This is a genomic window from Cellulomonas chitinilytica, assembly GCF_016862675.1.
GTDB classification, from domain to species: Bacteria; Actinomycetota; Actinomycetes; order Actinomycetales; family Cellulomonadaceae; genus Cellulomonas; species Cellulomonas chitinilytica.
In genome coordinates this window covers 262,514-275,440 of sequence record NZ_BONK01000004.1, presented here as the reverse complement: position 1 = coordinate 275,440, position 12,927 = coordinate 262,514, and the positions used below count along the sequence as shown (strand labels likewise).

Annotated in this window: 14 protein-coding genes; 5 read left to right on the top strand and 9 right to left on the bottom strand. The window is 76.2% G+C overall.

Annotated elements, in window-relative coordinates:
- The first annotated feature begins 87 nt into the window (after positions 1 to 87).
- From Cch01nite_RS07805 to moaA, 3 genes are read left to right on the top strand one after another with little or no spacing between them, the layout of a single operon-like run.
- Positions 88 to 573, top strand: coding sequence for a MogA/MoaB family molybdenum cofactor biosynthesis protein (locus Cch01nite_RS07805; RefSeq protein WP_239070036.1), 486 nt, complete (start codon positions 88 to 90; stop codon positions 571 to 573).
- The gene (locus tag Cch01nite_RS07800) at positions 570 to 992 is read left to right on the top strand and encodes a molybdenum cofactor biosynthesis protein MoaE (protein ID WP_203750771.1); all 423 of its coding nucleotides are present in this window, start codon (positions 570 to 572) and stop codon (positions 990 to 992) included. The genes Cch01nite_RS07805 and Cch01nite_RS07800 overlap by 4 nt, the downstream gene beginning before the upstream one ends.
- On the top strand, positions 989 to 1,993 hold the full coding sequence (gene moaA, locus Cch01nite_RS07795) for a GTP 3',8-cyclase MoaA (RefSeq protein WP_203750768.1): 1,005 nt from the start codon (positions 989 to 991) through the stop codon (positions 1,991 to 1,993). The genes Cch01nite_RS07800 and moaA overlap by 4 nt, the downstream gene beginning before the upstream one ends.
- A 55-nt stretch (positions 1,994 to 2,048) precedes the next feature.
- On the opposite strand, the gene Cch01nite_RS07790 is transcribed toward moaA, so the two are convergent.
- The 8 genes from Cch01nite_RS07790 to Cch01nite_RS07755 form a co-directional block, all read right to left on the bottom strand.
- On the bottom strand, positions 2,049 to 2,462 hold the full coding sequence (locus Cch01nite_RS07790) for a hypothetical protein (RefSeq protein WP_203750766.1): 414 nt from the start codon (positions 2,460 to 2,462) through the stop codon (positions 2,049 to 2,051).
- A gap of 126 nt (positions 2,463 to 2,588) precedes the next feature.
- The gene (locus tag Cch01nite_RS07785; RefSeq protein WP_203750764.1) at positions 2,589 to 2,828 is read right to left on the bottom strand and encodes a MoaD/ThiS family protein; all 240 of its coding nucleotides are present in this window, start codon (positions 2,826 to 2,828) and stop codon (positions 2,589 to 2,591) included.
- The gene (locus Cch01nite_RS07780) at positions 2,825 to 3,079 is read right to left on the bottom strand and encodes a DUF6457 domain-containing protein (protein WP_203750762.1); all 255 of its coding nucleotides are present in this window, start codon (positions 3,077 to 3,079) and stop codon (positions 2,825 to 2,827) included. Before Cch01nite_RS07780 ends, Cch01nite_RS07785 begins: the two co-directional genes overlap by 4 nt.
- Positions 3,076 to 3,930, bottom strand: coding sequence for a molybdenum cofactor guanylyltransferase (gene mobA, locus Cch01nite_RS07775; protein ID WP_203750760.1), 855 nt, complete (start codon positions 3,928 to 3,930; stop codon positions 3,076 to 3,078). Before mobA ends, Cch01nite_RS07780 begins: the two co-directional genes overlap by 4 nt.
- On the bottom strand, positions 3,930 to 4,403 hold the full coding sequence (moaC, locus tag Cch01nite_RS07770; RefSeq protein ID WP_203750758.1) for a cyclic pyranopterin monophosphate synthase MoaC: 474 nt from the start codon (positions 4,401 to 4,403) through the stop codon (positions 3,930 to 3,932). The genes mobA and moaC overlap by 1 nt, the downstream gene beginning before the upstream one ends.
- Positions 4,400 to 5,686, bottom strand: a complete 1,287-nt coding sequence (locus Cch01nite_RS07765) for a molybdopterin molybdotransferase MoeA (RefSeq protein ID WP_203750756.1) — start codon at positions 5,684 to 5,686, stop codon at positions 4,400 to 4,402. The genes moaC and Cch01nite_RS07765 overlap by 4 nt, the downstream gene beginning before the upstream one ends.
- A 137-nt stretch (positions 5,687 to 5,823) precedes the next feature.
- Positions 5,824 to 6,954 carry a molybdopterin-synthase adenylyltransferase MoeB gene (gene moeB, locus Cch01nite_RS07760; protein WP_203750753.1) on the bottom strand — a complete coding sequence of 377 codons (1,131 nt, stop codon included), beginning with the start codon at positions 6,952 to 6,954 and terminating at the stop codon, positions 5,824 to 5,826.
- Between the two features lie 20 nt (positions 6,955 to 6,974).
- A complete protein-coding gene (locus Cch01nite_RS07755) occupies positions 6,975 to 8,564 on the bottom strand; it encodes an OmpA family protein (RefSeq protein WP_203750751.1) in 1,590 nt (529 codons plus the stop codon).
- Positions 8,565 to 8,709: 145 nt separating this feature from the next.
- On the opposite strand from Cch01nite_RS07755, the gene Cch01nite_RS07750 reads away from it, so the two are divergent.
- The gene (locus tag Cch01nite_RS07750) at positions 8,710 to 10,629 is read left to right on the top strand and encodes an O-antigen ligase family protein (protein WP_203750749.1); all 1,920 of its coding nucleotides are present in this window, start codon (positions 8,710 to 8,712) and stop codon (positions 10,627 to 10,629) included.
- Between the two features lie 51 nt (positions 10,630 to 10,680).
- Here Cch01nite_RS07750 and Cch01nite_RS07745 read toward each other — a convergent pair whose 3' ends face one another.
- Positions 10,681 to 11,841 carry an aminotransferase class I/II-fold pyridoxal phosphate-dependent enzyme gene (locus Cch01nite_RS07745; RefSeq protein ID WP_203750747.1) on the bottom strand — a complete coding sequence of 387 codons (1,161 nt, stop codon included), beginning with the start codon at positions 11,839 to 11,841 and terminating at the stop codon, positions 10,681 to 10,683.
- Between the two features lie 68 nt (positions 11,842 to 11,909).
- Between Cch01nite_RS07745 and Cch01nite_RS07740 the strand changes: the two genes are divergently transcribed.
- A complete protein-coding gene (locus Cch01nite_RS07740; protein ID WP_203750745.1) occupies positions 11,910 to 12,905 on the top strand; it encodes a magnesium and cobalt transport protein CorA in 996 nt (331 codons plus the stop codon).
- The last annotated feature ends 22 nt before the right edge of the window (positions 12,906 to 12,927 follow it).

Below are 12,927 nucleotides of genomic sequence, written 5' to 3'. Positions count from 1 at the left end.
CCCGGCCGCGACCCGCCGGTCCCGCGGCCACCATTTCCACGGTGGTCCGACGGATGCCGGGCGTGCGGCGCTGGTTACCCTGGCCCGGTGTCCGCACCCCGCGCGACGGTCGTCGTCGCCTCCGACAGGTCTGCCGCCGGGCTGCGCGAGGACCGGTCCGGCCCGGCGGCGCGCGACCGGCTGCGGGACGCCGGGTTCACGGTCGGCGAGCCGGTGGTCGTGGCCGACGGCGCCGAGCCCGTCTCGGCCGCCCTCGCCGCCGCCCTGGCCGACGGGGCGCGCCTCGTGATCACCTCCGGCGGCACGGGAGTCGGGCCGCGGGACCGCACCCCCGAAGGCACCCGTCCACTGCTCGACCGCGAGCTGCCGGGGATCGCCGAGCTGCTGCGGCGCGAGGGCGCCCGGACCGTGCCGACGGCCGTGCTGTCCCGGGGCGTCGCCGGCGTGACCGCGTCCGGCGCGGTCGTCGTCAACCTGCCCGGGTCGCCCGGGGGCGTCGTCGAGGGGCTCGACGTGCTGCTTCCGCTCGTCGGCCATCTGCTGGACCAGCTGGGCGGGGGTGACCACGCGTGACGGTGCTCGCCCGGCTCGAGAAGACGCCGCTTGACCTGCTGTTTCACGTGGAACATGTGAGCGGGCCGCGCGCGGGTGCCGTCGCGACGTTCGTCGGGCTCGTGCGTGACCACGACCCGTCGGTGACCGGCGCCGTGGTCGCGCTCGACTACAGCGCCCACCCGGACGCCGGCCTGGTGCTGACGCGGATCGCGACGGAGGTCGCCGACGACCCCGATGTGCTGGGGCTCGCGGTCAGCCACCGGACCGGGCACCTGACGGTCGGGGAGGCCGCGATCGTCGCGGCCGTCGCCACGGCGCACCGGGCGCACGCGTTCGACGTCTGCCGGACACTCGTCGAGAGGGTGAAGGCCGAGCTGCCGGTGTGGAAGCGTGAGGTCCTCGCGGACGGGAGCCACGTATGGGTGGGGATGACATGACCCTGACCGACCGGTTCGGCCGGGTGCACCGCGACCTGCGGATCTCCCTCACCGACCGCTGCTCGCTGCGCTGCACGTACTGCATGCCCGCCGACGGCGTCCCGTGGCTCGCCCGCTCGACGATGCTCACGACCGAGGAGATCGTGCAGGTCGCGCGCGTCGGGGTCGAGCACGGCATCACCGAGATCCGCCTCACCGGCGGCGAACCGCTGCTGCGGGTCGACGTCGTCGACGTCGTGCGGCGCCTCACCGCCCTCACCGGGCCGAGCGGGAGCCCGGAGGTGTCGCTCACGACGAACGCGCTCCGGCTGCCGGCCCTCGCCTCACCGCTCGCCGACGCCGGGCTCTCCCGCGTGAACATCAGCCTCGACACCCTCGACCGGGCGCGGTTCATCTCGCTCACCCGGCGGGACCGGCTCGTCGAGACCCTCGCCGGGATCGCCGCCGCCGACGCCGCCGGGCTGCGCCCCGTGAAGCTCAACGCGGTCGCCATGCGCGGCGTCAACGACGACGAGGTCGTCGCCCTCACCCGGTTCGCCGTCGACCGCGGGTACCAGATGCGGTTCATCGAGCAGATGCCCCTCGACGGCGGCCACACCTGGGACCGCACCGAGATGGTCACGCAGGCCGAGATCCTCGCCCGGCTCACCGCCGAGTTCACCCTCACCGAGGTCCCCGGCCGCGGCGCCGCACCCGCCGAGCTCTGGACCGTCGACGGTGGGCCCGCCACCGTCGGGGTCATCGCGTCGGTCACCGCACCGTTCTGCGGGTCCTGCGACCGGCTGCGGCTCACCGCCGACGGGCAGCTCCGCGCGTGCCTGTTCTCCCAGGGGGAGACCGACGTGCGCTCGCTCCTGCGTGCCGGAGAGGCCTCCGCGGACATGGACGCGGCGATCGCGGACGCCTACCGGCGGTGTCTCGCCGGGAAGAAGGCCGGGCACGACATCGACGACCCGTCGTTCCTGCAGCCAGCCCGGCCGATGAGCGCCATCGGCGGCTGAGCGCATCGGCGGCTGAGCACGACCCGGCCGCTCCGGCCGCCGTGCCGATCCCGGGTCAGACCCCGCCGTACGCCTGCTCGAAGCCGGCGTACGACATCCGCGCACCTTCGGTCCGGTAGGCGAAGAAGATCGTCACCGAGCCGTCCGTGCTCTCCTGCGCGACGTCGCCGAGCGTCCTGCCGAGCGTGTACCGGGACAGCGGCACGATCGACGACGCGCCCGTCGGGTACGGCACGGTGATCAGCGCGACGTCCGTGCGGCGTTCGTGCCACGGCTCGTCGTCCGTGCTGACCTTGACCTGCACCAGCCACGCGACCTCGCCCGCGACGCTCGGGAGCGGCGGCCGCGGCTGCAGCAGCCGGGCGACGAACGCCCCGACCGTGGTCGCAGGATCGACGTCGGTCTCGGTCCGGTGGCTGACGGCGTCGTCGCCCATCGCGACGGACGAGCGGTCGACGACGACGATCACGAGACTCCCTCGGGCGGCGGGTGTGGCGGGCTGAGGATATCCACGCCGTGCCGGGGGTCTGACGCTCGACTCGTCGTAGGTCAGCAGACCGGCTGCGTCGGGTCCGTCAGACAGTCCGTCGAGGTGTCAGCCGCCCGCGAACGGCGGGAGGACGTCGAGGGTCGTGCCTGCCGGGACCAGGTCGGCGGGCTCCACGCGGGTGCCGTCGGCGAGGAGGGCGCAGCGGTCGAGGACCTGGTCCAGGGTGGCCCCGTGCCGGGCGACGAGCCGGGCCCGGACCTCGGCGGCGGTCCCCGCGTCGACCTGCTCGGTGTCCACGCCGGCGGCCTCGGCCGCGGCCGCGAAGTACCGGACGGTGACCGTCATCCCGCCACCCACGCCTGTGCCTCGCGCTCGACGACGTCGAGCACGTCCGTGCGGCCGCCTGCCAACGCGAGGCCCGCGATCAGCATCGTCACCGGGACGGCCGGGCGCGCCACGGAGTGGGCGACGTCGCCGGCGACGCCCAGGATCCGGTCCACGTCGACGAGCGACGGGTCCACGCCGAGCTCGGCGGCGATGTGCGCCACCCACGCGGGCAGGTCGGCGCCGGGGGCGCGGCGGGGGTCCTCACTCATGGGGTGCTCCGTCCGTCAGGTGGGTTCGCGGATTCGATGGTGCCACGGGTCAGGGCGGCGTCCAGGCGGGCGACGTCGTCCCAGGTGTCGGCGTCCGCGGCGGCGTCCGTGGTGTCCGGGACGTCGGCGAGGCGCAGCGGTTCGACGAGCCGGCGGACGGCCACGTCGCGCACCGACGGGAGCGCGGCGAGGGCCGCGGCGAGCGCGTCGTGGCGATACGCGGCGACGAGGTGCTGCGGTCGGCCGTCGGAGGCGACCAGGCGAGCGCCGTCCACGTCCGGGGCGTTCGCGGCGGCCAGGAGCGACGGCACGGCGCGGGCTGCATGGGGGACGTCGCACGCGAGGACGACGACGAGGTCGGGGGCGCGGGACGCTCCAGGCGACTCACCGGGCGAGGCATCATCAGGAGGCATCGGACCGGCGTCGGGCGCAGGCGGGGCCTCGTCGGGAAGCGACCGCAAGGCGGTGAGGCCCGCGGCGACCCCCGCCACCGGGCCGCCGTCGGGCGGGTCCTCGAGGACGGTGAGCACGCCCGGGCGTGCGACCTGCGGCGGCGCGACGAGCACGACCCGGCGCGCGCCGGCGACGGCCGCGAGCACGTGGTCCACCAGCGCGACCCCGCCGACCAGCACCTCCGGCTTGACGGTGCCTTCGACGACGTCGCCCAGCCGGCGGCCGCGGCCGCCCGCGAGGACGATCGCGTCGAACGGCGGGAGCGCGTCGGGCCGGTGCGCGCCAGGCGCGAGTGCGTCTGGCCCGAGCGCGTCGGGCCTGAGCGCATCTGGCCTGAGCGCATCTGGCCTCGAGCCGCCGGCCGCCGGAGGGCTCGGGGCGGGAGGGTCGGTCGGCATCAGCCGCGCCGCCAGTCGCCCGACTTCCCGCCGGTCTTCTCCTCGATCTGCACACCCGCGATGCGCACCGACTTGTCGAGGCCCTTGAGCATGTCGACGACCGCGAGCGCCGTGACGGCGACGGCGGTGAGGGCCTCCATCTCGACACCGGTCCGGTCGGCGGTCCGAACGGTGGCGGAGATGTCGACGCCGTCGTCCGAGACCTCCAGGTCGACGACGACGCCGTGCACGCCGATGACGTGCGCGAGCGGGAGGAGCTCGGGCGTGCGCTTGGCGGCGGCGATGCCGGCGACGCGGGCGACCGCGAGGACGTCGCCCTTCGGCACGGTGCCGTCGCGCAGGGCAGCGACGACGTCCGGCCCGCACTCGACCCGACCCGACGCGCGCGCCGAGCGGACCGTGGGCTGCTTGGCGGTGACGTCGACCATGCGGGCGTGCCCGGCGGCGTCGAGGTGGGTGAACGGCTGCGTCATGGGGTCACCTTCAGAACGGTCAGGAGGTCGCCGACGAGCACCTCGTCGACGTCGGCGGGGATCACGGCGAGCCCCTCGGCGAGGGCGAGGCGTGTGACGAGGTGCGAGCCCGAGCCACCGGCGGTGGCCCGGACGACGACGGCTCCGGCGGCCGGGCGGGCGGCCGGACCGGCCGCGGCGTCGGCGTCGAGGCGGGCGGCGGGGTCGGCGGCGTCGCCCGTCGCGCGTACCCACCGCACGGGCATGAGCTGCGCGCGGCCGGGCGGCGTCCGCCACTGCTCGCCCGCCGGCGCGACCACGGTCGGTCGCTCCACGTCGGCCAGCCCGCGCATCCGCAGCAGGGCGGGCCGGACGAACATCTCGAACGACGCGAACGAGCTCACCGGGTTCCCGGGGAGCGCGAACACGGGCGTGCCGCCGGGCAGCCGCCCGAGGCCCTGCGGCTTGCCGGGCTGCACGGCCACGGGCACGAACTCGACACCGGGGTCGTCACGGAGCGCGGCCTTCACCACGTCGTACGCACCGACGCTGACGCCGCCCGACGTGACGATCGCGTCGACGGTCCCGTCGAGGTCGCCGAGCAGCGCGCGCAGCGCTGCAGGGTCGTCGCCGACGGGACCGATCCGCACGGGGGTGCCGCCGGCGTCGCGGACGGCGGCGGCGAGCAGCCAGGAGTTGGAGTCGGGGATCTGCCCCCGCTCGAGCGGCGACCCAGGGGTGACGAGCTCGTCGCCGGTCGACACGACCGCGACCCGCGGCCGGCGGTGCACGCGCACCGTCGCGGCGGAGACCGACGCGAGCGCCGAGACGTGCGCCGCACCCAGCAGGGTCCCGGCCGCGACGACGAGGTCGCCGGCCACGGCGTCCTCGCCTGCCCGCCGCACGTGCGCCCCGACGGGAGCGGCGGCGCGGATCTCGACGGTCGTCGTCCCCGCGTCGGTCACCTCCACCGGGACGATCGCGTCGGCGCCCGGCGGGACGGGGGCGCCCGTCATGATCCGGGCCGCGGTTCCGGCCGCCAGCAGCGGGGCGCTCGACGACCCGGCGGGCAGGTCCGCCACCACGCGCAGCACCACCGGGGCGTCGGCCGACGCGGTCGCCACGTCGGCCGACCGCACGGCGTACCCGTCCATCGCGGAGTTGTCCCAGCGAGGCAGCGGGCCGTCGGTGCGGACGTCGTCGGCGAGCACCGTGCCCCACGCGTCGTCGAGCCCGACCTCGACCGGGGTCAGCGGGTGCGCCAGCGCCAGGGCGGCGGCGCGGTGCTCGTCGAGCGGTCGCACGGGTGTCCTCTCGTCCGGTCCACCCGCGCGTCCTGGCGGGCAGGACGATCCTGGCACCACCCCGCGGGGCAGGTCCTGGGACCTCAGGGCATGGACCGGGTCAGCGCGTCCGGGCAGGGGCTGTGGTCACGTCGGTGTCAGCGGGCGTCGAGCCACGCCGCGATGCCGCCCACGACGTTCGTCGCGTCGAACCCGGCGTCGCGCAGCACCTGCGCCGCCATGAGCGACCGGCCCCCGACCTGGCAGTGCACGAGGATCTCCCGGTCGCGGGGCAGGTCCGCGAGCGCCGACCCGTCGAGCACCGTCGCGAGCGGGACGAGGCGCGCGCCCGGGATGGAGGCGGCCGCGGCCTCGGCCGGTTCGCGGACGTCGATGAGGTAGACGTCCCCGTCGGCGAGCAGGGCCGCGAGCTCGTCGACCGTCACCTGCGGGACCCCGGGCGCACGCGGGACGTCGACGCGGGCTGCCGCGACCGGCGCCGAAGCCGGCGGTCGCGAGCGTGCCGGACGGAGCGGGACCTCCTGCCACCGGCCGCGCAGCGCGTCGAGCACGAGCACCCGCCCGAGCAACGGCTCCCCGAGCCCGGTCACCAGCTTGACGGCCTCGACCGCCATCACCGATCCGACCTGCCCGCACAGCGCGCCGAGCACACCGGCCTCCGCGCAGGACGGCACCTGGTCGGCGGGCGGGGGCGTCGGGAACAGGTCGCGCAGCTCGACCGCGGCGACGCCCGCGGGCGGGCGGCCCCAGAACACGGTCGTCTGGGCGTCGAACCGCAGCACCGAGCCCCACACCTCGGGGATCCCGAGCCGCACGCACGCGTCGTTGACGAGGTACCGGGTCGGGAAGTTGTCGGTGCCGTCGACGACGAGGTCGTACCGGCCGAGGATGTCGTCGACGTTCTCGGCGGTCAGCCGCGTGGCGTGGACCTCGACCTCGATCGACGGGTCGAGCGCGGCGATCGCGTCGCGCGCGCTGTCGACCTTGGGCCGGCCGACGTCGCTCGTGCCGTGGATGACCTGACGCTGCAGGTTGGAGACGTCGACCACGTCGTCGTCCACGACACCGAGCGTCCCGACGCCCGCCGCCGCCAGGTACTGCAGCACGGGCGCCCCGAGCCCGCCCGCCCCGACGACGCACACGCGGGCCGCCCGCAGGCGCCGCTGCCCGTCGGCACCGAGCCCGGGGAGCAGCAGGTGCCGGTTCGCACGGGCGAGCTGGTCGAGGGTGAGCGGCGGACCGGGGTCCACGAGGGGCGGGAGCGGCACGGTCCCAACCTACGTCGCCGTCAGCCGCGCGCCGCCCCCGCGGAGCCCGTCACCGGCACGTCCGTGATGCGGAAGGGGGCGGTGTCCAGGTCGACCGCGATCGACCCGGAGATCTCGTGGGTCTGCGTCGGGGAGTCGACGACGACGGTGTCCGTGCCCGGGTCCGGCCACACGACCGTCACGCGCGTGCTGCGACCGACCTTCGGCCCGTCGATCTGACGGTCCGCGAGGGGGTCGCGACGGACGTCGGTCGCGACGTAGTCGACGGGGTAGGTCCGCACGTCGCCCCGCAGCAGCGTGACGTTCGTGGCGGCGTACTGCAGCCACGCGTCGAACGATCCGCGGGCGTCCCACGCGCCGGTGGAGAACACCGCGCCGCTGGCCGGGTCCGGCCCCGCGGTGTTGCTGACCTCGAGGCTCCCGACGAGGTATCGGCCGACCCGGCGGACCTCACGGACGCGGACGTCGACCGGCACGCCGTTGCCGGAGTCGATCGTGACGGCAGCGTCGGCCGCCGCGGTGGGACCCGTCGTCTCCGGCAGGGCGCCCGCGGGAGCCGGTGCCGTCGCCGCGTCGCCCTGCTGCGCCGTGAGCACGAGCTCGACGCGCCGGTTCAGCGCCCGGGCCTCGACGGACGTCCCTTCCGTGGCCGGCTCCGTCTCGCCGCGACCCTGCACGGAGACCTCGAACCCGCCCAGGTCCGTGAGCGACCGGAGCCGGTCTGCGACGGCCTGCGCGCGGCGCTCCGAGAGCGCCTGGTTGTACTCGTCGTCCGCGACGTCGTCGGTGTGGCCGACGACGGCGAGCGTCCCTCCGTCGTACGCGCCGACCTGCTGCGCCGCGGCCGCGAGGGCGGCGTCGGCCTGCGGACCGAGGTCGGCGGAGTCGACGTCGAAGAGCACGTCGGAACCGACGGCGACCGTGACCGCGGTCGCCGAGGCCCGGGTGCGGACCTGGCCGTCGGCCTGCTCCGTGTAGGTGTCGAGGCGTGCGACGGGCGTCGTGGCGACCGGGTCCTCACGGATCTCGGACGGGGGGACCGTGAGGTCACCGGCGTCGTGCGCGTCCGTCACGGGCACCTGCTCGACGAGGCCCCCGCCCCCGGGCAGGAGCACGTCGACGGTCGGCGTGGTGGGTGCCGCGAACGCGACGTACAGCACCTCGGTGTCGTCACCGGCGGCAGCGAGCGCGGCGTCCGTGCGGGGACCGCCCGGAGACATCGCCCACGACACGACGGCGTCGCCGGACTGCGTCAGCGCGGGCATCGTGACCGTGCCCTGGTCGAGGTCGACGAGCCGGACCCCGGTCGCGCCGGGGCGCATCGACACCGAGACGTCCCAGAGCAGCGTCTGCAGCGACGCGTCCGACGGACCCGCGATCCTCAGCACGCCCACGCCGTCCGAGACGGCGACCGGCCCGACCTCGAGCGTCAGGTCCTCGTCATGGATCTGCACGGCCGCCGTGACCGGGTCCGTGTCGACGTCGCTCGGGCTCGGGCTCGACGTCGTCGGGGCGGGCGACGGGTCGTCGGGGCTGCAGCCGACGAGGGCCAGCGCCACGAGCGCGAGCGTCGCGCCCCGGCGGGCCAGCGCGCGGGCGGGCTCGGACATGGAGGCTCCTCGGGCTTGGGGGCGCGCTCGGCGATCGCGCAGCCGCGATGGTCGCATACCGGACCTTTCCGGCGCGGCGCCGTGCCGCCGCGTGGGCGCCGTGTCACCCGGCCGCCCGCCACCGGCCGTGTGGTTCACTCGATCGGTGTCGCGTCCTTCGACGCCCCCGCACCGGCCGGTCACCCGGCCGGGAGGTGCGCGCGGGACCGCACCCCGAGGGCGTCCGGGCAGCGCACCGGCCGGGCGGGACCTCGCCGGGCGGTGGGCGGTCGCCCTCCTGGCGCTCGCGCCGCTCGCCGTGCTCCCGTTCGGGCTGTCCCGCTTCGTGCTCCCGAAGCTGGCCGTCGTCGCCGTGGCGGTGGCGCTCGCCGCGCTGGCCCGGCCCGTGGGGAGGCTCCGGCGGGACGTCGCCGTCGTCGTCGTGGTGGGTGCGGGGTGGCTGGTGCTGTGCGCGCTCGCCGGCGACGCGCCGCTCGCCCAGCTCGTCGGGCGGTGGCCCCGCTACGAGGGCCTCGTCGCCCTCCCCTTGTACGCGGGCGCGCTGTGGGCGGGGGCCCGGCTGCTCGGCCCCGGGACGACGCCCGCGCGCACCCGGGCGCTCGTCGGCTCCGCGTCGGTGACGGCCCTGGTGTGCGCGCTCGTCGCGCTCGTCGAGGCGACCGGCAGGCGGCCGCTCGGCGGGGACGTGACCCGGCCCGGCTCGCTCCTGGGGAACGCGAGCCAGCAAGGCGCGCTCGGTGCGACGCTGCTGGCCGTCCTGCTCGCGGTCGTCGTCCGGCGGCCCGTCGACCGTGCGGCCGCGCTGCCGACCGTGGGGCTCGTCGCGTCCGGGACGCTCGTGGTGACGAGCGGCTCGCGGGCCGCGCTCGCGGGTGCGGTGCTCGCGTGCGGGGTCGTCGTGCTGACGGGGTGGCGGGCGCCGGGGCGACGACGCACCCTGGCCGTCGCCGGCGGGGCCGCCGTCGCCGTCGGAGCCGCCGCCCTGCTCCTGCCCACCACGCGCGACCGGGTGCTCGGCGGCGACGAGCTCGCCTCCGGGACCGTCGAGGGCCGCGCGCTGCTCTGGTCGGACACCGTGCGGCTGCTCGGCGACCACCTGGTCACCGGGGTCGGGCCGAGCGGGTTCTTCGACGCCGCCGGCCCGGCCGCGTCCGACCGGTGGCGGCTGGAGCTCGGCACCGCGAACCCGCCGGACTCCCCGCACGACGCCCTGCTGCAGGCCGGTGTCGCGGGCGGCGCGGTGCTCGTCGTGCTGACGCTCGCGCTCGTCGCCCTGCTGGTGCGTGCGGGCTGGGCGGCCCGCGGCGAGCTCGACGGCCCGCGCGGGGGGCTGCTGGCCGGCGCCGCGGCGGGCCTCGTCGCGGGCGTCGTGACGCTGTCGACCGGGTTCACGCACGCGTCCACGACCCCGCTGCTCTGCGTCCTCGCCGGCGCGCTCGCGTCGCAGGTCGCGGCCGAGCGCGAACGTGCCTGGGTCGGGCCCGCGGTGGCCGCCGGTGGTGCGGCGTGGGCGCTCGTGCTGGTGGTGGCGTGCGCGGGCGAGGGGGCGGTCGGCCGGGGCGTGACGCTCGCCGCCGAGGGCCACATCGACGCGGCGTCGGACCGGTTCGACCTCGCCCGGACGCTGCGGCCGTGGGACGCCGACGTGCCCGTGCTGGCGACCGCCGCGTTCGCCGCCGGGGTGGACGCGGGCGACCCGGCGTCGGCGCGCCACGCCCTGTCCTGGTCGCACGACGCGCTCGCGCTCGTCCCCGGGTCCGTCGACACGGTCCGCACCCGGGCCGTCGCGCTCGCCACCCTCGACCGTCCCGCGGAGGGCCGGGTGCTCGTCGAGCGGGTCCTGGCCGACGACCCCCTCAACGTCGACCTCCTGCTCGCGGCCGGGACGCTCGCCGCGCAGGACGGCGACCTCGAGGCGGGGCGCGACCACCTCGTCCGCGCGACCGAGGTCGACCCCGGCAACGCCGCCGCCTGGGCGGACCTGGGGATCGTGGCGCAGGCGATGGGCGACACGGCGCTCGTCGCCGAGGTGCGCGCGTGGCAGGACGCGCACCCCTCGGGCTGACCGCGCCCGCCCCGGCCGGCGACCCGGCGACCCGGCGACCGGGCGGCCCGGCTACAGGCGCGCCTGCCAGGCGACGATCCGGTCGACGGCCTCGCGCACCACGTCCACGGACGACGCGAACGACAGCCGCACCCACCGGTGCCCGTCGACGGGGTCGAAGTCCGTCCCGGGGGTGAGCGCCACGTCCGCCTCGTCGAGCAGCCGCGCGCACCAGGTCACGGAGTCCAGCCCCGACGACGACACGTCCGCGTACAGGTAGAACGCGCCGTCCGCGGGCGCGATCCGGTCCCACCCGAGCTCCGGCAGACGGGACAGCAGGTGCTCGCGGGCGGCCGCGTACCGCTCCACGTTCGCCCGGGCGGCCGCGTACCCGGCCTCGCTGAACGCGGCGACACCCGCGTGCTGCGCGAGCGCCGGCGGGCACAGCGCGACGTTCCCCGCGAGCGCGTCGACGGGGGCGACGAGGTCGTCGGGCAGCACCAGCCACCCGAGCCGCCAGCCGGTCATCGCCCAGTACTTCGAGAACGAGTTCACGACGATCGCACCCGAGCCCAGGTAACGCGCCGCCGTCGGGACCTCGGCGGCGCCGTACGTGATGCCGTGGTAGATCTCGTCGCTCACCAGCCGGACGCCGCGGTCGCCGCACCACTCGGCCAGGGCCGCGAGCTCGGCGGGGTCGATCATCGTGCCCGTCGGGTTCGCGGGGCTCGCGACGACCAGCCCCTCGACCGGGGCGTCGAGCGCCTCGAGCTGCGCGACCGTCGCCTGGTACCGGGTGTCCGGCCCGCACGGGATCTCGACGACCTCGCAGCCCAGCGCCGCGAGGATGTTCGCGTACGCCGGGTAGCCGGGGACCGCGAGCGCGACCCGGTCGCCCACGTCGAACGCCGCGAGGAACGCGAGCAGGAAGCCGCCCGACGAGCCCGTGGTCACCGCGATCCGGGACGGCTCGACGTCCACGCCGTACCAGTCGCGGTAGTGCTGCGCGATGGCCGCACGCAGGCCGGGGGCGCCCAGCGACTCGGTGTACCCGAGGTCGCCCGCGGTCAGCAGGTCGATCGCGCGCTGCCGCACCACGTCGGAGGCACCGGTCGACGGCTCACCGGCGCACAGGTTGAGCACGTGCGCGCCGGCGGCCCGCCGGGCGTTCGCGGCGGCCAGGATCTCCATGACGGCGAACGGGGGCACGTGAGCGCGGCGGGCGACCTTCATGCGGTTCATCCTGCCGTGCCCGCCGATCTCCCCGCGGACATCGGCGTCCCGCACGTACGCTCGCGGCCGTGATCGTGGACTGCGCCCTCTACACCGGCGGTGTGCGCCGGCACCGGCTCGACGACCTGTTCGTCGCCGTGCGGGAGGCCGAGAAGGACGACGGGTTCGTGTGGGTCGGCCTGCACGAGCCGACCGCCGACGAGTTCGACGCCCTCGCGGCCGGCTTCGCGCTGCCCGAGCTCGCCATCGAGGACGCCGTCCGCGCCCACCAGCGGCCCAAGCTCGAGCGGTACGGCGACGTCACGTTCGTCGTCATCAAGCCCGTGCACTACGTGGACCACGTCGAGGTCGTCGAGGTCGGCGAGATCGCGGTGTTCCTCGGCGAGCGGTTCGTCATCGTCGTCCGGCACGGCGACTCCACGGTGCCGCACCGGACGCGCACCTCGCTCGAGGGCGATCCGGCGATGCTCGTGCACGGGCCGGCGGCCGTGCTGCACCGCATGCTCGACCTCACCGTCGACGACTACCTCGACGTGACCGTCGCCGTGGACACCGACATCGACGAGATCGAGGACCAGGTGTTCGGCGACGAACCGGGCCGCGACCACGCCGAGCGCATCTACAAGCTCAAGCGCGAGGTGATGCTGTTCCGCCGGGCCGTCGTGCCGCTCGTCGGGCCGCTCACCCGGCTCGTCAACGACGACATCCCCTGGGTGCAGCCCGTCATGCGGCCGTACTTCCGGGACGTCGAGGACCACGCACTGCGGGCCGCGGAGCTCATCGAAGGGCAGGACGCGATGCTCACCAGCGTGATGCAGGCCGACATCGCGCAGGTGTCCGTCGCGCAGAACCGCGTGAGCGTCCGGCAGAACGAGGACATGCGGCGGATCTCGTCGTGGGCCGCGATCGGGCTCGTGCCGACGGCGGTCGCCGGGGTGTACGGGATGAACGTCGACCACCTGCCCGGGGCGCACACGGGGTACGGGTTCGGGGTCGTGATGGGCGCGATCGGGCTGATGTGCGCCGGGCTGTGGCGTGCGTTCCGCAAGAACGGCTGGCTGTAGCCGACACGCCGGGGCGGTGCCG

Bases quoted from the DNA above. Each gene is read 5' to 3' on its own strand.
- moaA (WP_203750768.1), top strand. From the start codon at position 989: ATGACCCTGACCGACCGGTTCGGCCGGGTGCACCGCGACCTGCGGATC.
- Cch01nite_RS07785 (WP_203750764.1), bottom strand. From the start codon at position 2,828: ATGACGGTCACCGTCCGGTACTTCGCGGCCGCGGCCGAGGCCGCCGGC.
- Cch01nite_RS07780 (WP_203750762.1), bottom strand. From the start codon at position 3,079: ATGAGTGAGGACCCCCGCCGCGCCCCCGGCGCCGACCTGCCCGCGTGG.
- mobA (WP_203750760.1), bottom strand. From the start codon at position 3,930: ATGCCGACCGACCCTCCCGCCCCGAGCCCTCCGGCGGCCGGCGGCTCG.
- moaC (WP_203750758.1), bottom strand. From the start codon at position 4,403: ATGACGCAGCCGTTCACCCACCTCGACGCCGCCGGGCACGCCCGCATG.
- Cch01nite_RS07755 (WP_203750751.1), bottom strand. From the start codon at position 8,564: ATGTCCGAGCCCGCCCGCGCGCTGGCCCGCCGGGGCGCGACGCTCGCG.
- Cch01nite_RS07745 (WP_203750747.1), bottom strand. From the start codon at position 11,841: ATGAAGGTCGCCCGCCGCGCTCACGTGCCCCCGTTCGCCGTCATGGAG.